The sequence below is a fragment of the Natrononativus sp. DTA114 genome, assembly GCF_059736515.1.
The window spans coordinates 55,024-78,194 of record NZ_JCASSN010000006.1 but is presented as its reverse complement, the minus strand read 5'-3'; the positions used below and the strand labels follow the sequence as shown (position 1 = coordinate 78,194).

Here is a 23,171-nt window from a genome sequence, read left to right as displayed (position 1 = left end):
TAATGGACTGTGAGAAGATTGATGAGTACATTGATCGAAGTCAGCAGCTCATCGAGTCTTCACCACAAATGGACGAGGAAAATACAAAAGTCAAACTCGTTCAGCCCTTTTTAGAATTACTTGGATGGAATCTCTACTCAACGGAAGTTGCCCTCGAGTATACCGTTCCGATGGCTTCAGGTAGTACTCATGTAGATTATGCACTTCTCGTAGGGGATTCACCCATTGTCTTCGTAGAGGTGAAGCCCGTTCGCTCCACACTCTCCGATGCGAACATCACGCAGTTGCGGAGTTATATGCGGCAGGAACTTGATGTAGATTGGGGGATCCTTACAAACGGAAAATCGTTCGAGGTTCTTACTAAAGACCGCCAGCAGAAGGATAGAGAAGAGGTTTCTGTTGTCCAATTCTGCCTTGACGATCTCGCCAAAAACCCCGGAGTACTTGAACTACTCTCAAAGGAGTCTATCCGTTCGGGGAAATCCGACGAAATAGCAGAGCAGGTTGCGCGAACGAACCGAGCAATTCGAAGCTTGCAAGAAAACGAGGACTATATTACAGAATCTGTCGCTGAGACGGTCGAGAACGAAGTTGGTGAATTGACGATCGATCTCGAAGAACAGGCCCGAGATTTCGTACAAAGTCTTGTTACAGTTCTCGGTGAACAACGACAGTTTGTCAGCGAAGAGGTGACGTCAGAACTTGATGAGACATCGGGGGAATGCGATTCCGAGAAGCCAACTAACAATGGCAAACAAGACGATCGGGGCTACATTATATGTTTTTCTGATGGGAGGGTAATTCCTAACAATAGAGATGAAATGCACACACATCAGAAACAGAACATGGGTGCCGCAGTTGACTACCTGATAGAGAAACATGACCTTATGGACAAGATCGAAGTTCCGCATCTTACCTCTCATGCGAGAAAGAACTGCTCTATCAACTCCGAACCGATTCATCCTAATGGGGCTGAAATGAGGTCCCCCTATGAGTTAGTAAACAAACACTATCTCGACACCTCACTCAATACGCAGAATAAAAAGGATCGTATTCGCGGCCTTGCAGAGAAAGTAGATCTCTCTGTGGAGTTTTTATCGGAGTGGTAGTCACCGCAAAGTGCTTGTCCAACTCATGCGAAACTGGTTATAGTCTTGACCCCCTCATTCTTATTAGGTTACTTCTCGGTAGGTTTATGAAGGGGAATTAGATAATAAGCGATAAAATGGATTCAGGTATTCTTAGGGAATATCTTGCTAGTGATGAGGAACTATTGCTCTCATTTAGAGCAATGGAAGTAATTCAAGGTAGTAATGATACTGATGATAACCCAAGCTTCTCCGAATTAATTGAAAACCAATCTTCTGACCCCAGCTATACCTTTGGAGCAACGGATCGACGGATAGTCTATCTAAAAGATTCTGGAGGGTTCAAAGATATTGATTACCAACATATAAGTTCAATTGAGACGGGTATTGAAGAAGAAGAGAATGCTGATCCCAGATTGGTATTAGGCTGTTGCGGGGGTTTCTTGGCGCTTGGAGGTCTCGGGAGCATTTCTGATGACCCCGGAATTGCTATTATTGCGTTACTTATTGGAGTGGGGCTAATTGCGGTCGCACTACATTGGGACCATAAGAGCAAAAAACAAGAAAAGCAGAAAATGAAGTTTATTACGGGGGATGAAGCACATCAACAGCTTGAGGTTACACTCTCATTGGATGCAAATCAGAATATTGGTGCTGAATTAAGTCAAATTCTACGTGAACGACGATAGATGAGTATTCCATTTTTATGCCATGGGGAACCTGAAAGGTGTTTTAGGGTTCATGGGTATCGATCTCCGATCTGCTCTCGATGTGTCGGAATTTACGTTGGGTTCTTTGCAGCTTTAATAGCTGAGTATCTTTTTGGTTTACCATCATTGGTTTTCGTCCCGATCTGGATACTGATAATAATTCCAACTGCAATTGATGGAACTACACAGTTGATTGGGAAGAGAGAAAGTTCGAACAAACTTAGATTTTTAACCGGGTTTCCGGCAGGCCTAGGTATGATGTTTCTCATTAGAATTGCGCGAAATATATTCGTATGAAAGATTCCTACCTCCGTCGAAAATTATGGGTTTGAAAATATATGATACGACATTATTATTGATATAGATAAGATGGGCTGATATTTAAAACAGATTCTAATAACTTTCGAACAATAGTTGTCATAGACAAGCCGGATTTCCAGACTCTATCGAGCTGAGCGACCAACAGGAGTTCTTGTCATTCTTAGAGTCGGTGATCATCCAGTTGCTCACGGTGTGCAATCACGATGAGGATGTCACGCTGGAACCCAGTGGGGTCGCACCAGGTTATGCCGCAGTTATCGTTGATGATCCTATTGTACACGAGAAGCCCGACTCCCTCATTCAGACATGTACAAATCCAATTATGAGTTCTACAGTATCATCCACCTATGTGGTAAGACAGCGCGCAGATTGGATGTGTCCAGTTGACGAAAAAATCCTAGAAACGATGCGTGATGAGGGGAACATGACTCCTGGCGCACTCGAGCAACTGGATGTCACTGTGGCCAATTATGCGAGCAATCGGCTATCTCTAATGTCTGATTACGGTCTTGTCGAACGGGTTACTCAGGGACTCTACCGGATCACGGATGACGGGGAAGCTTTTCTCAGTGAAGAACTCGGTGCTAATGATCTCGAGGCATTAGTGGATTGATTAATTATATCCAGCTGAATGAGTAAGCTCGACACTTACATCACGTTTTATTTTCAAAGTGCCGTTGTCTAAGAGCCCGTGATTTTCGGAAATCAACGTGTTTTTATGTGAACACAAGGCCAGCCTGCTTATGCTCTCAACTGTATATCCGCAAGACGACTTGTCGATTATCGAATCACTCGTGTCGTTTAACCACCGAGTCGAGACAGTTGAACCAGCCGGCTGAGAAGGCGGCACAACTTGCAACGGCCATCCCAAAAATTACGGGCTGACCGTAATCGATGCGCTTGAACAGGTCAATACAAGACCGAACTGTAATTGAACGGCTTGATCGAAGGTAGCCGATCGATGCGATCGGCAGGCCCATGACCAAATTATGAACACAGCAAAGTGAAGTTCGTGTTCCTATTTCGGAAACGCTTTATTCGGCCGTACAACCCCCGGGTTACGATAGGTGAGGATGCTGACCCCGCTCTAAGTACCGTCTTGCTGGGTTAGCAGTGCCACGACGGAGGCCATCACGGAGTTCTTGGGCTTCTTTCACATGCACCAATCGCCTGGGTTTCCCAAATCGAATCCGGAATTCGTTTGCGTTTCCGTATTTACCCTTGTACGAGTTGGCAGACTGGTTATAAGTGGGTGGTGAACTCGGTAGGTCGGAAATATCGTGAACGGATCCTCCGTTGCGACTCAGCAAACGGTCAAGCTCTTCGGCGTTCACGTCACGAGCAGCGCCGTATATGGGTAGCGTTCCGTAGCGCGCTCGTTCATCTGGTGCACCTCCACGTCGATTGTAAGCGAGGTTTCCGTTCATTAGACACGAGAAAGCCTGAATACCATTATCAGTCAGGTGCATCCCGTAATAGCCAGATCGGGGCATAATGACAGGCAAATGTTCCTGACGTGCGAAGTTCGTAACTTCAGTGACGAACTGTTCGAGGGTTTTGTCGTTCCCTTTTTTCCAGACGTTTTCAGGTTTCGAAATTGTAAGTGCCACACCCGCATATGAGGCATTCGCGATTTCCGACCGGATAGCTTCGAGAACTCGAAGACGGTTCTCTCTCCCACTCGGCTCGAATAAGCCCTGATCAATGTAGAAGTGGAGGTATGACGTAACCGCACCGCTAGATGGCTCATTCCACTTCGTGTCACAGAGTTCTCGCATGTAACCGTTGAACCCAATCGACCGGCTGATCGCGTCTTTGCCGGAGGACTTTAATACCGGTGGAACTGGCGGAATAACTGCAGTATTAGGCGCCTTGGCGGCGTCGTTAGCTAGACGTTCGAAGTATCCGGTGAACCCAGAATCAGCACGCGAATCCCGCCAAGCTTCGTGTACCTTCCCACTGCTCTGAGACTGGTACATCATTGGTACCTTTAGGTTTTTGCTCTTCAGTAGCGGCTTCATCTGCGCCTCAACGAAGGGCTGGAAGAACGTTGGGAGTTTGTTTATTGCCTGTTTATACTTTTTATCACGAAGCTTACTATAGAAGTCTCGTGATCGGGTTTGGTCTCCCTGGAACGCATACGTCACGAGATTTTGTGGGCGCGTATATCGGAAGAGTTCGACCGGCTCATAGTAATAGACTGGATGATTCCTCACCAGATCATAGATGTCGTTTCTGACCTTTTTGAACCGAGGCTTAGATCGAATGTCCTGCCATCGGTGACCGGGGACCATGATTGGGTTCTGGGGCTCTAATCCGTCTTTTGCCTCTATAAGTGCTTGAAGTCCCTCTGGACCACTCACTTCTGGTGTATAGAACGGTGCTTCGATGCTTTCGACGTCACTGATTCTAATCTCTTCAAGTCCCTGTGCGTTTTTCTCGATGAATTGTAGTTTTTGCATTATCTTTCAACCTCCTCTGCGAACTCCTGCATGTTTTGGAAGACTTCGTCGAGTGCTGATAGTGGGAATATTACTGCCCCTTCGGTCGTCTCGCCTTCCATGAGCGAGTACCGCTTTTCGGTCAGATGGAAGTACAAGTCCTCGTTCTTACCTTTAGCAAGCTGAATATCTAAGATTGTGTCACCACCTTCTATCCGCTTCTTGCCAAAGGAATGTAACGGCTTTCCATTAGGGTAGTAGAAGTAGGTCTGTTTGTCGCGTTTTTGGCGATAAACTTCCCGCAACTGCTGAAGCCGTGTAAGATGCTTATCAACAGTATTACGTGCAAGACCGGTAACCTCCATGATTTCGCTGACAGTGATCCCGTCTTCACCGAACTTACGGACAGCGCGTCGCACTTTGTCTTGTGCGAGTGTTTCGCTTTTTTCGTCACCGAATCCATCGACTTCGAAATCATCGTCTGCAAAATCATCGAGGGGGTCCTGGAAGTCTGAACCCAACTCCAACGCAGAAATCTTGGTCTCTTCACCTTCATCACGGCCTGGATCAGACATCTATAGTCACCGTATCAGACGGTTAAGGGTAGGTGATAAATAAAATTACCGGTCAAAACGTTCGCGGTTCAATGAATCACTGCGTAAACTGGGAGTGCTGTGTGAACCAATCTTTCTTTGTTAATTTTGAGTTGTCTTTCTGACTGATGGTTTGGCCTTAGCCAGCGATGCCACAATCAAACCCGATCTTACGGTTTCTGCTGCACTAAGCAAACCGGCAAGAACTCGTGTCACTCCAGAAGGTTGTACGAAACCGGTTGCTCGAGGTCATCGCGATCGCGAAAAACCATGAGAACCTCGGGTACTCATACTCACAAATTCGGACCCCAATAACGATCGTTCTCTAAGTGGATGCAAGCGGCCGATATGGCTTCGAGCGGATGTTCTTCGGCCACAAAGATGGATGGGATAACATTCCCCGTACAGTAGCCGTCGATCCTGATGATGACGTGCCGGAACTCCCAACAATTCGAAGCCACGCTGCCCGGGCCCATCTCGAGAATGTCGCTTACGCCTTTGGAGAATAGTACCGATGGGACCCCGACAAGCGGACATCGATGAGTGGCCAGTAGACCATCCCACAGCGCATCTCAAGATTCAGAACCCGTGCACGAGGTTCAACCAACCCGACAACTTACAATTTAGAGAGCTCAGAATTGTGGTATTCAAGATACTCTTTTGAAAGGTCGTGGTCCGCATCTACAAATAGGGTTCCTCCATCGACAGCAGTATCATACGCATGTGTGATAGCAAAAGAATCCGGATCGACTTCGATCATTCCATAGTCAAAGTCTGAGTGGTGATTAGGACAAAGAACAAGAATGTTCTCTTCAGAGTCGGGCCCTGGTTCAGCATTACCGAGTGGTTTGATATGATGTGCTTCCGCATAGCGGCTAGAGTTCGTTCGTTTTCGGTGATCGCCACAGATCTGGCATCGATGCGCATATCGCTCTTTGAGCTCCTTCGCAAGTGTTGTATTACGAATGATCCTGCTGATAGAGGTCTCAGTTCGCTCAGGTGGGCGCAGATCGTTGGCCCTCTCTTCGCGATCTACTCGGTTCGTTTTTTCGGGCTTAGGTGAATCATCGGATTCTGGTACAGAATTACGAGGCTCCTCCGTCGTTTCGGAGGTGTCTTCTCGCGATTGTGATGACGTGTCTGGGAGATAGCTGCTGAGAAACGAGGTGACACTGCCAGACTCAGTTCGAAGTCGATTATGTGCAGTATCTGATGGGCGCATAAATCCTAATGGATATTCCATATCATACCCAAAGGCATCGTGAAGAATCTTTGCAGGAATATCTACCTGAGTGATATCCCGGAGAAAGAACAGATGTAACCAAGGTTTCTTGATATCGTCTACCGTTCTTCCTTCATCATATGGTGCCCAAATATCGCGGGCAAGAGCTTCATCTGTGTGGGTTTTGTCGACCCTCGCACAGTGCGTATAGATGCCCGATTTTGTATAAAACAAGACGATATCACCGCCATCCATTTTGTCCCAAGTCGATTCCTTCGACTCCATTACGCCCCAAACAGGAACCGAACCTTCGTATCCGAGATCTTGAATTTTTGGATACTCAGTGGAAGAAATACCGTCGAGCACAGTGTCCTTGAAATATTTGATGGTTGTCTCTTTATGCTCGCGACTACATGGTGCAATGAAAATATCGGGATCTGAATTCATAGCTATAGAACACTACGAGTTCACTGACATAAATACCACTGGAGGCGACCCCAAAACGATGATGATTTCTGGCCATAAACTGTTCCGGAGTACCGCTTCAGCGTCATGTGAATAACGTCCTTCCAGATATAGTATGCCCAGAAGTTACCTGAGACACTAAGTGTTCTGATGGACCGTACGAGAGCTCCATCCTTGGAACAATGGCGGGCCAGAACAGTGTCAGCAACCCGTTGCACTTAACATCAAACCGCACCATATGAGCGTTCAAATCCTTATTTGGGGAGATTCGCTGTTGTCTCTCGAAGGGAACATTCAATTGCATGGAGCCGGACTGCAAACGAACTAACAGGCGTTTCCGTCCGCTCGTTTTCCCGAACTTATTCTAAATCCGCGTCGTAGCTCTCGCTGATCAGGTCTTTGAGTTATAGTCCAAACCAACTCAACGATCTGCTCGTTCCTCAAAGCGGTTCCACTAAAGAGTGCCGTAAATGTGATTAGTTATTTATTCCTCTCTGTCTGTTAGTTGAGTATGGAGTTTGAGGGATCGTGAATCAGGAACTTACACCTTCCGATATTAGAGGATGGAATACCCCCAGTGCAGTTAGACAGACCTTTTCCGAGCTTGGTCTGGATCCAAATAGGATTTCTTGGTTCGATATCGAAACGGCAACCCCAGATAACGCTTCTGAAATTGACATTGATATTACAGAAGAACGGCGCTGTGTGCTTGTTCTTCACGAGAATCTCAGTGCTGCATGGTTAGTTGGGTTTGTTCGACGACCAATTGGAACCCCATCAGTGCGATATCATCGGTTTGAACCAACCAAGCTCATTGACTCCAAAACAGAACTCAGAAAAACACTTGATCGAGTTAATGCACTTGACCCGGAATCACCACGATCAACAGCCGATGCCTTATCTAAATCAGACCTCAATGACCGATTCTCGAAAACAGTGTTAGATTTGTATAGGGAGATCGATAGGGGAGTTAACTCTACGTACAGCTTTTCCAATGAACAGACTAAGTATCTCTCAGCCTCATTGCTGCTTACTGCACTACGATCAAAAATACTAGCAGAACATGTAGTGTCTGATACTGAGTCATTTCAACAATTGTTTTTAAAACAATTGGATAGTCTCTTCTCAAGCAAAAAATCAAGAGACGTACCAGAGACACTCCAACCTATCTACGAGGCCACAGCTCTAAATGATCAACGCCCATTAAAAGACGTACCCGGCATTTCCGCCCAGAGGGAACTTCTAAGCTCACTCTTAAAAAAGTTTGAGAAGAGACTTGATAAATTTGATTGGCTTCTCTCGGATACCGACTGGACTCGTCTTGATCAAGTCACAGCACATACTATTGGAATTGCTCTAGAACGCCATCTAACTCTGACTCACGATGAAGGATACAGCACGCCACCTGAGTTGACATGTCCAGTCGCTGATGAAGCTATTGAAGATGCAATTATCAACCAACTTCACACCTCTGTTGATGAGACCTATACGGATCTATCCGAGATTCTTGGCACACCTATCAGTTCGATCACTAGTAAGCAGTCAGTTGAAACCGATCATAGCAATTTAAACCATGATGTTATTGAAACTATACATACAGACATCCTTCCTAAACTCCGCATAGGTGACCCAGCAATGGGGAGTGGAGCGTTCATAGTATCCGCTCTTGACACGGTTGTGAGGCTACGAAAGTACATTGAATCGGTTCATACTGCAACTAATCCACAATATGAATGTCCTGAGCGATTAAATAACCAAACTCGTCAAGGACATTTGGTCTGGACCTCGATCTCTCAAAATCTCTTTGGTGCCGATGTTGATCCTGAGGCAGTCTCTCTCGCACGCTTTCGTTTAGAGTTGGCATATATTTGTACACTTAACCATGGAGATGAGTTTCTTCCTCCTAGAGTTGGCCATAATCTTAAGGTCGGTAATAGTATTATCGGAAAACCGTTTAGTTCAGACCCACCGTATTGGTCGGGCCAGCTACCCCTCACAGCATTTCAAGGTACAGAAGAATCACATACAGATTTGCCACAAGGAGTCGATTCGTGTGAAACGTTGGCAAATAAGGTCAGACCAATTCTAACTAGCTACCGGACTGCACCACCAACTGAGAGACAAACAAGGCTCAATTCAATAATAGAGGCAATATCAGATCAAGCTAAGGAGATCGATCTCAGACTGAAGTTTGAGCTGTATGGAGGAGTTGAGGAGGATAGCGAGTCAGGAACAAATGTGGAAGAGGAACTCACAAAAAAAGAGGCTTTCCACTGGCCACTTGAATTTCCCTGTGTCATGGACGAAGGTGGATTTGACGTCATCTTATTTCACTCTCCGTGGTCTGAGTCCAGCATACAAGAGTCAATCGATAAATCAATACTTGATTACCTCTATTCTGGCAGCCAGTTTCAACTTCCACCTGCAAGAGGTTGGAGACGTTCTAGTGATATCATAGATGCGTTCTTTCTCCACCGTGCCCATGATATCGTTTCAAATGGGGGAACAATCGCAGCACTAGTTGACGAGTCCGTACTGACTAATTCAGCCTCTCACCATGTGCGTGACCGATATCTCACTACTACGGATATCGATCGTATTGCTACTTTCACTAATCAAAATACATTCAACCAAATTGATCGCAGATTCAAATATGCAACTATTCTTTCCCAGGCAAGGCAGAGCACTGGAAATATTGATGTTGGATCTGGGTTTGTCACCCCAGAAGATTATACCGATATGGGGAAATATTATAAAGTTGATACAGGATTCATTGCTAGTTTTTCTCCCAAAACGCTTGCGTTCCCGCAGATTGAACGTGACATTCAACTTGAAGCCTTGGAGCGGATTCTCAACGCACCAGTTCTTAGTGAGGACGAAGGGAGTGATGGTTGGACCATTTTTCCAACCGGAGAATTTAATCAGACATCTGATAGCAGGTATATTTCAGAATTTCGTTTTGAGAATAGTAGCCCCATATATAGAGGGTCGAACATCTATCAGTACGCCTACCAGGCTGTCCCAGAGGCTGCTGTAGACGAGCCAGAACTATGGACTATTCCACGTGATGCAGAACAGGGGATCTCGACACAAGAGTATCTACGTGAGCGAAAACGAACATCAGATTCTGGATTACTTCCAGCCGATTCTTCACGGATTGTCTATCGTCGAATCACAAACTCATCAAATGAGCGAAGTATGATTGCATCTCTTCTTCCTCAGAATTACTTTCACATAAACACGCTGAATAGCATTGATCCCCACCGAGGAGACCAAACAAATATCAGGCGACGCTTAGTTCTCTTGGGTCTTTTAAACAGTGTTCCATATGACTATTTGCTCCGACAGAAAGTTACAAACTCCATTCCAAAATATACTTTGTTTGAAACTAGGGTACCCTTCATAACGGAAGATCACCCATTGTTTGAACCAATTTTGAGGCGTGTTGCCCGCCTAAATCTGACCGGGGCTCCCTTTGAGCCACAACGGGAGACATTAAACATTCAGCCAGTTATTGAGTCAGAGGAGCACAGACGGAAATTACGGGCAGAGATTGATGCAGCTGCCTTTGACCTTTATGGTTTTGAGGATCACAAAATTATCAAAGAAGTTCTTAATGACTTTGGATTTGTACGAAGTCCGCGTGTGATGGATTCGGGATATCATGATCTTATTTTGGAATCTCTTCAAAGAGGTGAGTATCAAGATGTCTCGTGAAGAGTATATAGTTCGGGCTTGCGACGAATTAAAAGGCATCATTCGCGATCAGGATAATGAGGTAGTCGAAATTACAAAGGGAGAAGATAGACTTGGGAAGATCTCCGCGAAAGGAACTGAGGCTTACCCAATTCTGGTCGGAGCAATTGCCGCGATATATATCGATCCCAATGACCGTCCAGAGTATATTAATATTGAAGATGGATATTCTGGGGATCGGTGGGAGCGGATGGTCCATCGAGCATTGATGAACGTGATACAGCGTTTGCAACAACAAAAACCGGATGCAAGTACGCCAAACGGGGGAGAAAAACAATCCGAGGTGATTGATGTGTCACCTCTTCTATCCGAACTTGCGGACGCAACTGATGAGGCAGAGACTGACCCACAATGTGATTTCGATCAGCCATTTGTTGATGTTTCTGATGAAGCAACAGTACAAATGTTTGATGATTGTTTAGAAGAGATATTAGAACAAATTGATGAGACAGAGTACAGAATATATTTCCCTCTAAACATCCAAGAATCTGAACAAGAGAGTTTTCTTGTAAATGGTAACAAAATTTTTCGGGCGTGTAATTCCACAATTGACCAAATATTTGAGTCGAACGACATAGGTGACATTTCTATTGGAAGCGTGCCGCTCGAGGAGTTTTTAAGCGAGTCTAAACTTCACCCCACTTCATACAATAGTGATTGGTACTGGTCATGTAGTATTGAGGCCCCATCTTCTAAAGAAGCGGCTTCTAGTGCTATCGATGTTATCGAGATTATGATTGGGAAAATTAACTACACTATTTACTATGATTCTAACCTATTGAGTGAGCTAACCCTCGATCAGTTGCTTTCCTCCAATGTTCTCGATGAGGAACTAATTGTCGAGCGACCTCCGTTTATATTGGTGTGCAAAGATAGCGAGCTCGTAACTAGTGTTTCCAGATCGGACCGTTTTGGTAATCCGATTGATTTAGATCGGAGATTTCAAACTACATATTCAGACTTAGGCTTCCGTAAATTTCCACCATCATACGCTCGTTTATCTGAGAGGTCGCTTGCTTCTGGTCTGCAAGGGTTCTTTTCAGCGGTGTCTGCAACTAATCCACGTGATTCTTTTCTTGCCTACTGGCGCGGACTCGAGGATATTTCTTATACTGAACCCAGTGAAGATGAAAGTGCAGATGTTCTCAAACGTACGGGACATTTTTGTTCTATTGAAAATGTGGACGATATATATTATCGCTTGAAACAAACACGAAACAAACTTGTCCATTCTGGCAGGAGTGGGAATATTACCGCCAGAGATACGATTATTCTTCGTGAAATTTTTCTTGATTCTTTTCCCGAAATTTGGGAGATCGAAGATAATACTGACGAAATTGATACAAACATGAGGCATGTGTTGAGATATATTGTTAATAATTCCAACATTGAACACACACGTGATACACTTGATCAGGAAATTGAGAAAAATCGTAATGAAATTGAGGAGTATGAGCGTAAAAAATCTGCACTAAGTGCTATTGAGAATTGGCAGGATCTAGATTAATATTATTATTTATGAGATATAAAAATGCTAAATTCATTATTTTACGAAAGTTGTCAGAGGTGAAACTGAACGTGATTTCGTTGGCGCAACGAGAAGAGAGCTAATATTCCAAACAGAGGCACCTCACATCTGGTTAGTCGGCAAAGTGATGAAACATTAAACGGTGATCAAGGAATAGTTGGTCATTTATCTTCAAACTACCACTTCGAATTTGAACTCGCAGAATGGTTTGGGGGCTTGCTGGCTTATCTTTACGAACGTGGAGAACCAGATCTAGCAAGACTGATTTTGCGAAAAGTTGCCTTTTTCTACTAGCCAACCCTCAACCAGAAGTAGCTCTTAACAGGATTTATAATGATGCTGTTACCTCTTTCAATGTAATGTCAAGTAGACGGCGGATGTCGACTGTCCGATTCTATGGTGGAATCGAGGGTCGCTTAGAAATCCTCTCTAACTTTCTACGCTTCCTCGAGGACTCAGACACCCAAAGAGGTGTCCCAAAAAGTAAAGCAGTTGATTGGGTCCTCTCCCATACGAACGGCCAAGAGGAAAACGCTGTCAAAACCCATCTAAACTTCATCGAGACAATTGGCCTTATTCAAAGCGTAGGCAACAAATACGCTCTCACGCGCGCTGGTCGCTGCTATCTTCGGGATTCTGACCCACTTGTTCTGTATAGCGCACTTCGGTCAGGAGTCAAAGGGTTCGATACGATCCTCTGTGCGCTTTATTCTGAGTCTATGACTGACGAGGAGATCATGGACCTGTTGGTCAGTACCTTCGAAGAGTGTAATATGCAAACCGTTGGTGTCGCTAAACGGCACCTCGAGTGGATAGAATCAATCGGGTACCTCGGAAGCGAGAACGGTCAAAATCGACTTACTGCCGACGGAAAAGCAGTTGCAGAGCAACTCCTTGGAAAAAGCTCGGTAGAATTAGAGCCAGGATCGGTCTATAACAGACAACAACTTCACGCGAAATACGGTGGCAGTTACCGGGGCGGGATATCACCCTCTAACGACGAATCGGTTGTGTTCCTGTTCACTGGCGGATCTGGAGAAGACCACGGCTACGAAGACGAATTCCAATCTGATGGGTCGATAATCTATACCGGTGAAGGCCAGGAAGGCGATATGGAGATGCTTCATGGGAATCGGGTAATAAGAGACCACGTCGAAGAAGGCCGAGAACTTCACTTCTTCACTATAGAGGACGTGGGCGTTCGCTATGTTGGCCAATTCTTGTATGCTGGCCACTTTTTTGAGGACCTTCCCGACAGCAACGGTGACATCCGAAGAGCAATTCGATTCAAGCTATCGCCAATCGGTGAGGTAGCATTCCCAGACGAGGCTGAAAACCCAGGAGAACAAACCACGATCAACTACCACGATCCACATTCCGATATCCCAGACCCTGAGAACCCAACTGTCTATCAAGTTCCCGTAAAGGGCGGTGATGGACCGATTCGCACGAATTTCGAACGGACAGTCATTGAGGGGGTCCATCGAAATCGCATAGACGACGTATACGATCCCGCAGTTGAACACGAGACCCTTCGGGTCTGGGGGAACCAGACAGATACGCCTGCCAAGAAAGGCGACTACCTCCTATTCGCCGATCGCGATGGCCGTCGTGGTGGAAAGTACACCATCTTAGCGCAAGTCCGAGATGCAACTGTCTTGGACCAAGAGGACGCTGCAGCGTTCACCAAAGCCGTTGGCTGGGGGGATGTGACCGATCGGACCTTCCCTCACGTGATGTTCCTTGAGCCGGTCTACGAAGCCACTCTCGAGCAAGCAGACTTCTGGGATACGCTCGGCTTCAAAGGGTGGCCCAACGACACGTATAGCGCAATCAACTTCGACCGGGATGGCTCGAGCTTCCACGACGAGTACGCATCAATCAGTGAATTCATCGAGCAGATCAAGGGCCGCCAACTGTATCCAATGACACCAACCGACGAATATGACTCAATCGAGGTAATGATCACAGATGTTCGGGAGCGACTCTCTCAAACAGATATGGGGGCGGCTTGGCTCACAAGTCGTGTTGGGAGGGAGATCATCAAAGACTGGACGAAGGCTCTCAGTGGGTTCAGGCCATCCGATGCTGTGAGCGCAAGTACTGCAGCGAAGTACGATCAGCTTCGTGCGGTGTACGAATCAATAGAACCAGAGCTCGAGACAAAAGCGGAAGCGCTCGGTGTTGGCTCGCTTGGCTCGTTTGCTCCTGCGAAGACACTCTTTCTCGGGGGAGTGCGTATTGTCCAAGACGAGTTGGATCTCTCCGGAGGAGCACTCAGTCAACCGCGTCTAAATAGCATTCTCGAAGATAGCTACTCCATAGTAGAGCCAGAACATGGGGCGAACATCACAGAATTAGATCACCCTCTAACGACGCATATCCAAGAGACGGAACCAACTGTTCGAAAATTCACTGCCCCACCCGAATATTGGCTCACCGCAATTCAGTACCGGTCAGTCTCGTTCGAAGATGAGCACGCAGACCAATGGAACCAACTCACCGAAGGAGATGTTGCAGTGCTCCATTCTCGAGCAGATCCCTCAAGCGACGAATTCGAACAACAGGAGGGAGGGATCATTGGAATAGGAATCATCGGACAAACCTACAAAAAGGAAGAGGACTGGTGGTGGGACGAACATACCGGAGAGAAAGCGTTCCCGCTCGTTGCGAATTTCGAGCGGCTGTTCCTCGCTGGTGAGGTCGAGAAAATGAACCTCGAGCAGGACATTACAGAGAGGGATCCCACGGACATCAACCGCGATTTGAGTGCGCTGACGGCGAACTGTATACAGATCGAACAAGCCAATGAGATCTGTGTCGGGGTATCTGGCGTTCAATTCCCTGTTCAATCGATGTTTGGGACGTTCCGGACAGAAGACAACCAGATCGACTACGAGCGACCGCTGGCACTCCTCGAGACCATGGCGGAGGATCTGACAGAGATCGGTTCGATCAACCCATACACCCCCTACGCTGGTGATCTACCAGCGAGCATCCTCAACGGACTCCACTTCCGAGACAATCTTGGAGAACAAATCCTGGAACAGATCGCGACCGCTCTTCGGTCTGGAAAACACATCCTCCTTACGGGCCCACCAGGAACTGGGAAGACAGAAATCGCAGAGCGCGTCTGTGAGCACTTGGCGACCCACTATCCGTACCTGTATGCGGACTTCGAGATGACTACTGCTACTGCGGATTGGTCGACGTTCGACACCGTTGGCGGGTATATGCCGAGTGAGTCAGCAGAAGACGGAGAGAACCTCTCGTTCAAGCCGGGAATTGTCCTCAACCGTCTCAAAGATACTCAGACGGGCACTCAGTCGAACGAGCTGATCGTCATTGACGAACTTAACCGGGCAGATATCGACAAAGCGTTCGGCCAGCTGTTTACACTGCTTTCGGGCCAATCCGTCCAACTACCATACACCCTTGATGGACGTGAGATCGAGCTCAACACGTATGAGGACGTCACAGGGATCCCAGCTTCGAACCAATACGTCGTCCCCAACTCCTGGAGAATCTTCGCTACGATGAACGCCTACGACAAGACGTCGCTTTACGAGATGAGTTACGCCTTCATGCGCCGGTTCGCGTTCGTGCGAGTGCCGGCACCAGAACTCCCGGAAGATTCCACCGATGGGATTCGAATGGGGGAGATCATCTACGAGTATGCAGATGCTTGGGAGCTGAACATCTCTCAGAGGGAAGCGATAGCAGTTGGTCGGGTATGGCGAGAGACGAATCAGGCTGTCGAAGAACGAGCAATTGGGCCAGCGATCATAAAGGACATATTGCAATACGTAAATCAGCATCCTGAGAGCGAGATCGAATTCCACCTCACACAGGCAATTATCAGCTACATCTTCCCACAGCTCGAGGGCGTCCCAAAACGCAAGGTAATCGTCCAAAGAATCGCTGGCCTCTCTGAAATCAACAACTCTCTGCTCGCGAGTGCAGCTCGAGAGATGCTACAGGTGACGATCTCAGACGATGAATAAGGGCGAGCTCCTCGAACAGCTGACTGAGGATATCCTGGCCTATGCGATGAATGGGTCTTTCCCAGAGCAAGAGCTGGCTCGCTCGCTCAAGCCGGAGCAACTCGATGAACGATTTGAGGATTATGAGCTCCTTCTCGACCTCCACTTCGTCCTCCAGGATGACGTCGTGGAGTTCATCAGAGAACTCCCCAGCCAACTTCGAAGTATTCGTACTGAAACTCGTACAACATCGCGAACACGGCGTGGGACTGTCGATGGGCGGATAAACTGGGGGGACACAATTAAGAAACGTTACTCGGAGCATCCACGGGATTCGTCCCTATTCGTCTGTGACAACCGGTCGGAGAACTATGACATCCCGGAGAACCTCGTTCTCAAACGCCTCATCTCTGTAATCCACCGAACGATTCGAGAGTCAGAGGAGTACCTCAAGTCCAATTATGGGTGGGTATCAGAGACCTGGCAAGGAGACGACGATCTGATCGATGAACTACAGCAGATCGTCGACCGGAACGTCCACGTCCGCAGAATTCGCGAGCCTGAGGCGTACGAGCCGACCGAGCGGATGTTGACCACCGCAGCGGAGTCACGCCAGTATGTATACCGGGAGGCAGCCTCCCTCCTTCGCTCACGACAGCGTCTATTCGATGGGGAGCCTGAGGAGATTCGACGGTTACTCGAAAAGACAGCAATCACTCCCGATGATACCGACTCGCTCTTTGAGCTCTTCGTTCTGTTTCGCATCATCGCGACACTCGAGCGAATGCGCCAGACCCAGCCAGTGTTCCAAACCATCGCGACAGGTCGGGATGAAGTCGCTCGCTTCAGCGATCAAAAAGAAATCGCACTGTACCACGATACCTCGGCGTCAGATCGTGGCTTGTCATTTGTTGCTGTTCCTGAGGATGACAAAGAGAACCCATCACGGACTGAGCAAGTCCAACTCACTGCCCAAGACGTGGCCGGCGACTATTTCGGTAAAGAGTATCAGAACCACACTGGCCGGCCTGACGTCCTTGTACTCGAGGTCGCCTCAGAAGCAGAGTCAGAGTATGAGTACCTGATTGTGGAAGTTAAGAACAGCACCAGAGAAGACACGATTCGCCAGGGAATCAAAGAGACACTCGAGTATCTTGCCTTCCTTAGAGTGAACGAGGACTTTGTGTTTGATGATGACGAGATGTTTGGACCAGGATGGAATGGCCTCTTGGTGGTCCAAGATCTCGAAAGAGAAACAGCCTCGGTTGAAGAGCAGTCTGAGGAGGAAATCGCTGTTCTTCAAGCAGGAGAGTTAGAATCAGAGTTGGAGACCGTACTCAGGACGGTTTTGGATGAACCCGGAATCTGAAATTCAGTCTGTGTTCCGTTATAGAAGTGATTTTTTCTATTGAGATCTCTTCTCGGAACATATATCAGAAATTCTGCTGAACACAGGGCGCGAATGATGCACAACATCTGAATCTGTCTGCGAAAGGGGTGATCACTCAATACAGGGAGACGATGTATCGCACAACTGGTGTTCTTTTCAGTTCCTGTGACAAGTAGCGTGCAAGACTTAGAGAGTGTAGTCCGGGGAGAAAGATGTAGCCGTTAATTCCGTTGAGATACTTTTCCACCGAGCGGGTCATAGCAAGAGCTTCGCTTGTGGATACGAAAGTCGGGGAAATGTTTAAGTACCTATTGCTACTATCTAGCAGCAAGGTGAAGCCAATGTCCGAATACGAGGGGGTTGAGTTCCCAGTGTACATCCAGGACCAGCAGGCTGTCTTCATAGGGCGGGTAACTGACGAGGAGTCCGAAATGGAGGGGATGCCCGCGTACTATATCCATTGGCGAGGTGGACTATTCGTGGGTACGTACAACGAAAAGGACGAACGATTTAGTCCACGGTACTCACCTAATATCGAGGGAGGAGCGATGTCTGAGCAAGTCCATGAATTTAAGACCTCTACTCCCGAGGTAGAACTCTCTCGTGTTGGACGTGCACTTCACAACGCATGGTCATTACATGAGTCCGGCATGATTGGGGTGAAACAGGCCCACGTATTAGCGTTACATAGAGCTGGATTCAGTCGAAGTGAAATCGCCCAGATATTGAATATTGAGCCAAGTACAGTTGATTCACACCGATACGATGCGACAGGGAAAGCCAATGCGGCGAAGACTTTCGTCGCACGTGTGAGGGAGATTGAGGAGAAGGGTGATACTGACATTACACAAAGAGAAGACGAGACTGCCCCGAACACTCATTAATTTAGATGTATATTTTTCAGAAACTGCCATCATCACTCGACACTGTACGCGGTTTTGAGCAATTAGGGGATAATCCATCGCCGTTCACACTACGAGGGGGTGGAGAAAGTAAGGCAAAAGCAAAAGCAATCCATGAGAACAGACCAAAGGTCGACCAACAGGAGGACGAGAACTCAAACGAGCCGATTACTCTTGAGGTAGATACGTGGGAAGCTAATATATGGGAGATGGACTTTCCCCATGTAGATACAATCCCACATGCAAAGTTGTTTGACCGAGCAATCCGGGTGCTTGAGTTCGCAGAACGAAGTGGGTATGTAAATAATTCTAATCTAGATGGTGACATAGATGAGAATGACGTATTGGGGTATTTCGATCCGGTACCGAAACGTATCGTTGTAGATACTGACCCAGATGACTTTCTGGGTGCGAGAAAAGGGCCGACAGTAGCACACGAGCTTGGACACGCCTTTGATCTCGAAATTGGGCAAAAAAGTGAGAGGGCAGGATTTGACGAGAACAAGGAGAATGTGTTTGACACAGATGGTGCCCGAGAAGATGCAATTCGCCTCTCTGAACGGCTCAGAGGGTCGATACCAGAGGGAGAAGGAGAGTATTCATCATATCGGCTAAGTGAAGAGGAGCTACTTGCAGACACGTTTGCCTTGATGATATTAGAGCCCAAGGCAGCCGAACGAGTGGGTCCAAGAGCAATAGATTGCCTCAAAGACTACCTAAACGCAGTAGCTGAAGAAATATTTGAGTGACCAACAGAAGTTGGACATTGCCTTTAACCCCATTTGGGATATATCTTCAACCTCTGTTGTGGAGGTCTAAGTCGCTGGAACAACGGGGCAGGAGGGCTATTCGTTGAACCGCCCGCCTCTGAGCCAATTGATGTACAAAGCGTAGGTTCATTAACAGCGTCAAGTGGGCTGTTATAAGAACGTTCTCAGACTTCGGATTGATATGAGAAGCGTTGAGCATCTCAACCGAACTCCTGCGCAAGTTCGTAATACCAGTCTTTTCGGTCAAGAATACGGGACAGTGTAGTCGTAGAGGAAATCGTAGTTTGCTCAACTATCGAACGAAGCGATCCCCCAATCTCACGCAATTCTATTGTGGTCAGCACAGAGGACCTATTCAGCAGACCTCTCAGAACATCATACGTTGCTGATAGAATTCGCAGTGGTCAGTTCGCAGCCGCATGTGTCGGTTGACCCCGAACTAAGTGGATGAATTAAACAGTGCCACCGTGCAGCATCCACCCTCTGTATCTCGCACGCCGATTCTAATAGAAGATTGGTAGTTCATTGTACCTTTGCTGAATAGGAAGCGCGAATGTCCCATGGCTCGAAGGGCGGTCCAGGAAGGGTAGTGAACGGTCAGTGCAGAGAATTAGATCAGCACGACGGCTGTGTTTGTATCACGTTAGAGTCGGCGAATCAGTTAGTTCAGTGGACCCGGGAATGCAACACCAATCAGCGGCCACTCAGACGGAAGAGTGATTGCTTAGCGCAGAGTCTTTATTCATCGTTCTGCGAGTGATGGTTCCAAACTAATTCATCTTCTGGCGGGACATGGTCACCTGCCGTTGGAGCAGTTGAAGTGTCGTGCCGGATAATTGCCCAGAAGAGAAACCCCAGCCCAGCGGCGAACAAGAGATCTTCACTGGCCTGAAAGAGCAAGATTCTGGTGAATGTCAGGCGATAGTCACCCAAAATCCAGAGGAAGTAGATTGGGTCGACGAGTGTCCCTAGAACGATCAGGCCGAACCCAACAGTCGCAAATCGATACGAAGACTGATCGCTGTTTCGCCGATACGCGAGGAAACTAAGCGCGGTCAAGAGGCTTCCGACCGCAACTGCCCCGATGTTGCTGAAGACGTACGCCCACAATTCTAACGTGCTATCCATAGTATGGATCGTTCCAGAAGTGCGGCCAGTCTGCTCGGCTATTCGTCCCTCGCCTCGCTTCTTGGTAGGAGTCGGAAAGCCCGCCTAAGAATCCGTCAAATTTCTCGATGGCAGAGTCATCACGTTCGAAAATAATCGTGAAGACTTGTTCGAGAACGGAATGGTCGACATAAGAGACGTGCCCAGTGGTGGGGTCAAATTCGATCACATCGATCTCGTTGAGCTTCGGGAGATGCGTATGGTGTAACGAGAGGCTGATTTCCTCGATTGAGAGCGAATCATGTCGCACCCTCTCTGACAGACGACGACGAATTTCGTGTGCTAGTTCATTTCGTGACTTCATCCGTTCGGCTTCGAGAACGGTTAGAACGATCCGGCGATACTCGTGAGACAGTCCCGAGAGAATCGTATCTAAATCGTTGGCTTTGAACTCAAGTAGCTGTTTGAACCGTGGGTCATCGAGCGCTGGATGTGCCGTCGTTTGGATGGCCCCCTTTTCTCGGTCCCAAGAAACGAGGTCTACAGCTTCGAGTGCTGGCAGATGAACGTGAGTGAGTTGAGTATGCATCGCCTCTATCTCTAGGGCACTGGGTGATGACGTCCCATGAGACGCGGCAGCAAGATAGTCTGCGAGTTCCCTCGTAGCCAACGTCGGTCCCCACCTCTTCAGGGCAAGAAGCCCCTCACGTCGATGACGGGATGCAATACACTCGAGCGTTGGGTTCCGCGGATAGATTTTGCTCTCGGTCATTACTCCGCTACTCAGTTCCACTGGGTAAATAATGTTATCACAGGATCATCATACCTTCAGGGTGAATTGCTCGTCGTTTTTGCCGGCTTGAGCAATTACTAATTCCCCAGATTAAGAAGAATGTTATGCTACATTCGCAGGTTCTTTTTCGGCTATTTCAAGTGAATGTAGGTAAAATGAATTGATTCATCATACTGTACTAACCCCCAGTATTCCATAGTCAGCACTTGTTATCTGCTGGGGGTTCAATAGAGCCATGTTTTCAACTACCTTCGTTAGATGTTTGTATACTGGGCTTATCTCCTTGTATTCAGTATAACCTAACTACCGTTACCCAAGGCAGTAACACTGTTAAGTAACACTGGCCAGTATTACTGTTCAGAAAATATCGTCAAAGATAGGTCAGGGATAACAAACTATTGCCCATGTAGATTTTGTCGTAATGGACATCGTTAGATCTCACAACCTCGAGTAAAATTGTCTGTTGAGTGACTAATGCGGCCGTCTCGTCCATAATAATGGGTCCTCATACAATATTGTCGTTCATACTTTCCCAACGACCTACACACAGGTTATGGTGGTTATCGATGTACATTTTGAACGTGTGAAACTACTTTCCGATCAGGGCTTGTTCTACAGAGTCGAGTGGCTGCTCAACGAAAATCGGTAGACTGTAATCAGAAAGCAAGGCTGCCGATGAAAACACCTTCTCAGAGAGATCATGGTTCTCGGTCATTCAGTGCAGGAGTGCGGTGACTGGATCGGTACCTGTTCTCCGGACATTTCAACATTGACTATCAGCTGTGAGTCGAATTATACTGTGTAGTATTCCCAAGAGTGAACACTCTTTATCCTGACATCATCCTGTTGGTTCCCGACCCCACAAGGGTCTCACCATCAGTGGACCGGAAGAGCAATCGCTAAACCGACATTTTCTCAGTGGCAGATTGTTTAATAAAAGCGCTCACCGCCGATCAAGCACAGAATCGCTTGTGTCTCCCGGAGAACACTCGACCGCGTGGAAGCGGGCGAAATATACGGTGATAGGCGTTGCCGTCCACTCACGCTGCCACGATCAGCAAATTCAGACGCGTAACACTCGCTGAGCAGGTCTACAAGCGAAATTCCAAACAATCTCTACGGCCCGCTCGCTTCTCAGACCACGCTAACTAAACACTGCTCCTACAGGTACTGAACACCTCTTATCAAAGTAGATGGCCACGGGCCAGGTGTGCCGTGGGACTATCACCGCCCCCTTTAGATTATATCCCACAAATGGTTGCGGAGTTGTCCGTACCGTTCGTTCTCGAGGGTTTGGTCTCCTCGAGGGCGAGGAAGATCAACGGTAACAATTTCTTCAAGTTCACCATCCTTTAGTACTATCACTTTGTCTGATAGGTAGACGGCCTCAGAGAGATCGTGAGTAACAAAGACGATGGTCTGTTCCGTTTCTCGCCAAATACGAAGGATTTCGTTCCCCATTTTCGTCCGGGTTTGCTCGTCAAGTGCGCCAAAGGGTTCGTCCATTAGCAACAAACGTGGCTCCTGGATTAGAGCACGAGCAATCGCGACACGTTGGCGCATTCCGCCCGAAAGTTCGTCCGGATGGTGATCTTCGAATCCTTCCAAACCAACCATCTCGATCAACTCACGAGCCTTCTGTTGGCGAGTTTCCTTATCCACCCCTCGGAGAGACAGTGGGAACGCTACGTTCTGTAGCGTTGTTTTCCAAGGCATTAGTGTATATTCTTGAAAAACGACACTGATATCATCAGGTCTAGGTCCATCGATTGGAGTACCATCGAGGTATAGCTGACCAGAAGTGGCCGGTCTCAGACCGGACATTGTGATCAACATCGTTGTCTTCCCACACCCGCTTGGGCCAACGATAGCTACGAATTCTCCCTCCTCGATCTCAAAGTTAATATCATCAAGTGCGTATAATGTATTCCCGTTATCATCATACGTCTTGGTGATGTTTTCTACGACAACTAATGGATCGCTCTCCTGACTCAGATCGTCTGATGGTTGACCCGCAGCATCACTCATACCTTGTCTACTGTGGAGAACCGAGTTATAGGTTTTGCTAGCGCTTCGCACGTTTGGGTGCCAATAGATTCATT

16 protein-coding genes and 1 pseudogene are annotated in these 23,171 nt (G+C 47.4%); 10 read left to right on the top strand and 7 right to left on the bottom strand.

What is annotated here, in order from left to right; genetic code table 11:
* The first annotated feature begins 2 nt into the window (after positions 1–2).
* From AC6I6S_RS19195 to AC6I6S_RS19180, 4 genes are all read left to right on the top strand, one after another.
* Positions 3–1,109 carry a type I restriction enzyme HsdR N-terminal domain-containing protein gene (locus tag AC6I6S_RS19195; RefSeq protein WP_497952438.1) on the top strand — a complete coding sequence of 369 codons (1,107 nt, stop codon included), beginning with the start codon at positions 3–5 and terminating at the stop codon, positions 1,107–1,109.
* Between the two features lie 116 nt (positions 1,110–1,225).
* The gene (locus tag AC6I6S_RS19190; protein ID WP_497952437.1) at positions 1,226–1,777 is read left to right on the top strand and encodes a hypothetical protein; all 552 of its coding nucleotides are present in this window, start codon (positions 1,226–1,228) and stop codon (positions 1,775–1,777) included.
* Entirely contained in the window at positions 1,778–2,095 is a 318-nt protein-coding gene (locus tag AC6I6S_RS19185; RefSeq protein WP_497952436.1) for a DUF2085 domain-containing protein, read from the top strand.
* 346 nt (positions 2,096–2,441) lie between these two features.
* Positions 2,442–2,732 carry a winged helix-turn-helix domain-containing protein gene (locus AC6I6S_RS19180; protein ID WP_497952579.1) on the top strand — a complete coding sequence of 97 codons (291 nt, stop codon included), beginning with the start codon at positions 2,442–2,444 and terminating at the stop codon, positions 2,730–2,732.
* Positions 2,733–3,177: 445 nt separating this feature from the next.
* On the opposite strand, the gene AC6I6S_RS19175 is transcribed toward AC6I6S_RS19180, so the two are convergent.
* The 4 genes and pseudogenes from AC6I6S_RS19175 to AC6I6S_RS19160 all read right to left on the bottom strand — a co-directional run.
* Positions 3,178–4,581 carry a hypothetical protein gene (locus tag AC6I6S_RS19175; RefSeq protein WP_497952435.1) on the bottom strand — a complete coding sequence of 468 codons (1,404 nt, stop codon included), beginning with the start codon at positions 4,579–4,581 and terminating at the stop codon, positions 3,178–3,180.
* Complete coding sequence (locus AC6I6S_RS19170; RefSeq protein WP_497952433.1) at positions 4,581–5,135, bottom strand: winged helix-turn-helix domain-containing protein; 555 nt, start codon at positions 5,133–5,135, stop codon at positions 4,581–4,583. The genes AC6I6S_RS19175 and AC6I6S_RS19170 overlap by 1 nt, the downstream gene beginning before the upstream one ends.
* Positions 5,136–5,769: 634 nt before the next feature.
* Positions 5,770–6,822 (bottom strand): HNH endonuclease, encoded by a 1,053-nt coding sequence (locus AC6I6S_RS19165; RefSeq protein ID WP_497952432.1) that lies wholly within the window; start codon positions 6,820–6,822, stop codon positions 5,770–5,772.
* A gap of 281 nt (positions 6,823–7,103) precedes the next feature.
* Positions 7,104–7,235: pseudogene (locus AC6I6S_RS19160) on the bottom strand (IS6 family transposase); the annotation flags it as partial.
* A gap of 133 nt (positions 7,236–7,368) precedes the next feature.
* On the opposite strand from AC6I6S_RS19160, the gene AC6I6S_RS19155 reads away from it, so the two are divergent.
* The 6 genes from AC6I6S_RS19155 (at position 7,369) to AC6I6S_RS19130 (ending at position 19,148) form a co-directional block, all read left to right on the top strand.
* Positions 7,369–10,557: an Eco57I restriction-modification methylase domain-containing protein gene (locus AC6I6S_RS19155; RefSeq protein WP_497952431.1), complete on the top strand. Its 3,189-nt coding sequence runs from the start codon at positions 7,369–7,371 to the stop codon at positions 10,555–10,557.
* Complete coding sequence (locus AC6I6S_RS19150) at positions 10,535–12,103, top strand: hypothetical protein (protein ID WP_497952430.1); 1,569 nt, start codon at positions 10,535–10,537, stop codon at positions 12,101–12,103. Before AC6I6S_RS19155 ends, AC6I6S_RS19150 begins: the two co-directional genes overlap by 23 nt.
* Positions 12,104–12,843: 740 nt before the next feature.
* The gene (locus tag AC6I6S_RS19145) at positions 12,844–16,128 is read left to right on the top strand and encodes an SRA domain-containing endonuclease (protein ID WP_497952429.1); all 3,285 of its coding nucleotides are present in this window, start codon (positions 12,844–12,846) and stop codon (positions 16,126–16,128) included.
* Positions 16,121–17,476, top strand: coding sequence for a hypothetical protein (locus AC6I6S_RS19140; protein WP_497952427.1), 1,356 nt, complete (start codon positions 16,121–16,123; stop codon positions 17,474–17,476). The genes AC6I6S_RS19145 and AC6I6S_RS19140 overlap by 8 nt, the downstream gene beginning before the upstream one ends.
* 362 nt (positions 17,477–17,838) lie before the next feature.
* Entirely contained in the window at positions 17,839–18,381 is a 543-nt protein-coding gene (locus AC6I6S_RS19135) for a helix-turn-helix transcriptional regulator (RefSeq protein WP_497952425.1), read from the top strand.
* 5 nt (positions 18,382–18,386) lie between these two features.
* Positions 18,387–19,148 (top strand): hypothetical protein, encoded by a 762-nt coding sequence (locus AC6I6S_RS19130; RefSeq protein ID WP_497952424.1) that lies wholly within the window; start codon positions 18,387–18,389, stop codon positions 19,146–19,148.
* A 759-nt stretch (positions 19,149–19,907) separates the two neighbouring features.
* On the opposite strand, the gene AC6I6S_RS19125 is transcribed toward AC6I6S_RS19130, so the two are convergent.
* The 3 genes from AC6I6S_RS19125 to AC6I6S_RS19115 all read right to left on the bottom strand — a co-directional run bounded on the left by AC6I6S_RS19125 (position 19,908) and on the right by AC6I6S_RS19115 (position 23,097).
* Positions 19,908–20,297, bottom strand: coding sequence for a DUF7521 family protein (locus tag AC6I6S_RS19125; RefSeq protein WP_497952422.1), 390 nt, complete (start codon positions 20,295–20,297; stop codon positions 19,908–19,910).
* Positions 20,290–21,048, bottom strand: coding sequence for a DUF7344 domain-containing protein (locus tag AC6I6S_RS19120; RefSeq protein ID WP_497952421.1), 759 nt, complete (start codon positions 21,046–21,048; stop codon positions 20,290–20,292). The genes AC6I6S_RS19125 and AC6I6S_RS19120 overlap by 8 nt, the downstream gene beginning before the upstream one ends.
* Before the next feature lie 1,257 nt (positions 21,049–22,305).
* Positions 22,306–23,097 carry an ABC transporter ATP-binding protein gene (locus AC6I6S_RS19115; protein WP_497952420.1) on the bottom strand — a complete coding sequence of 264 codons (792 nt, stop codon included), beginning with the start codon at positions 23,095–23,097 and terminating at the stop codon, positions 22,306–22,308.
* Positions 23,098–23,171 lie beyond the last annotated feature (74 nt).

What these genes read in the sequence shown, in the direction of transcription:
- AC6I6S_RS19145 (WP_497952429.1), top strand. Translation starts at nt 12,844, where the DNA reads ATGACTGACGAGGAGATCATGGACCTGTTGGTCAGTACCTTCGAAGAG.
- AC6I6S_RS19140 (WP_497952427.1), top strand. Translation starts at nt 16,121, where the DNA reads ATGAATAAGGGCGAGCTCCTCGAACAGCTGACTGAGGATATCCTGGCC.
- AC6I6S_RS19135 (WP_497952425.1), top strand. Translation starts at nt 17,839, where the DNA reads ATGTCCGAATACGAGGGGGTTGAGTTCCCAGTGTACATCCAGGACCAG.
- AC6I6S_RS19165 (WP_497952432.1), bottom strand. Translation starts at nt 6,822, where the DNA reads ATGAATTCAGATCCCGATATTTTCATTGCACCATGTAGTCGCGAGCAT.
- AC6I6S_RS19185 (WP_497952436.1), top strand. Translation starts at nt 1,778, where the DNA reads ATGAGTATTCCATTTTTATGCCATGGGGAACCTGAAAGGTGTTTTAGG.
- AC6I6S_RS19120 (WP_497952421.1), bottom strand. Translation starts at nt 21,048, where the DNA reads ATGACCGAGAGCAAAATCTATCCGCGGAACCCAACGCTCGAGTGTATT.
- AC6I6S_RS19175 (WP_497952435.1), bottom strand. Translation starts at nt 4,581, where the DNA reads ATGCAAAAACTACAATTCATCGAGAAAAACGCACAGGGACTTGAAGAG.
- AC6I6S_RS19170 (WP_497952433.1), bottom strand. Translation starts at nt 5,135, where the DNA reads ATGTCTGATCCAGGCCGTGATGAAGGTGAAGAGACCAAGATTTCTGCG.
- AC6I6S_RS19195 (WP_497952438.1), top strand. Translation starts at nt 3, where the DNA reads ATGGACTGTGAGAAGATTGATGAGTACATTGATCGAAGTCAGCAGCTC.
- AC6I6S_RS19115 (WP_497952420.1), bottom strand. Translation starts at nt 23,097, where the DNA reads ATGAGTGATGCTGCGGGTCAACCATCAGACGATCTGAGTCAGGAGAGC.
- AC6I6S_RS19125 (WP_497952422.1), bottom strand. Translation starts at nt 20,297, where the DNA reads ATGGATAGCACGTTAGAATTGTGGGCGTACGTCTTCAGCAACATCGGG.
- AC6I6S_RS19190 (WP_497952437.1), top strand. Translation starts at nt 1,226, where the DNA reads ATGGATTCAGGTATTCTTAGGGAATATCTTGCTAGTGATGAGGAACTA.
- AC6I6S_RS19130 (WP_497952424.1), top strand. Translation starts at nt 18,387, where the DNA reads ATGTATATTTTTCAGAAACTGCCATCATCACTCGACACTGTACGCGGT.
- AC6I6S_RS19180 (WP_497952579.1), top strand. Translation starts at nt 2,442, where the DNA reads ATGAGTTCTACAGTATCATCCACCTATGTGGTAAGACAGCGCGCAGAT.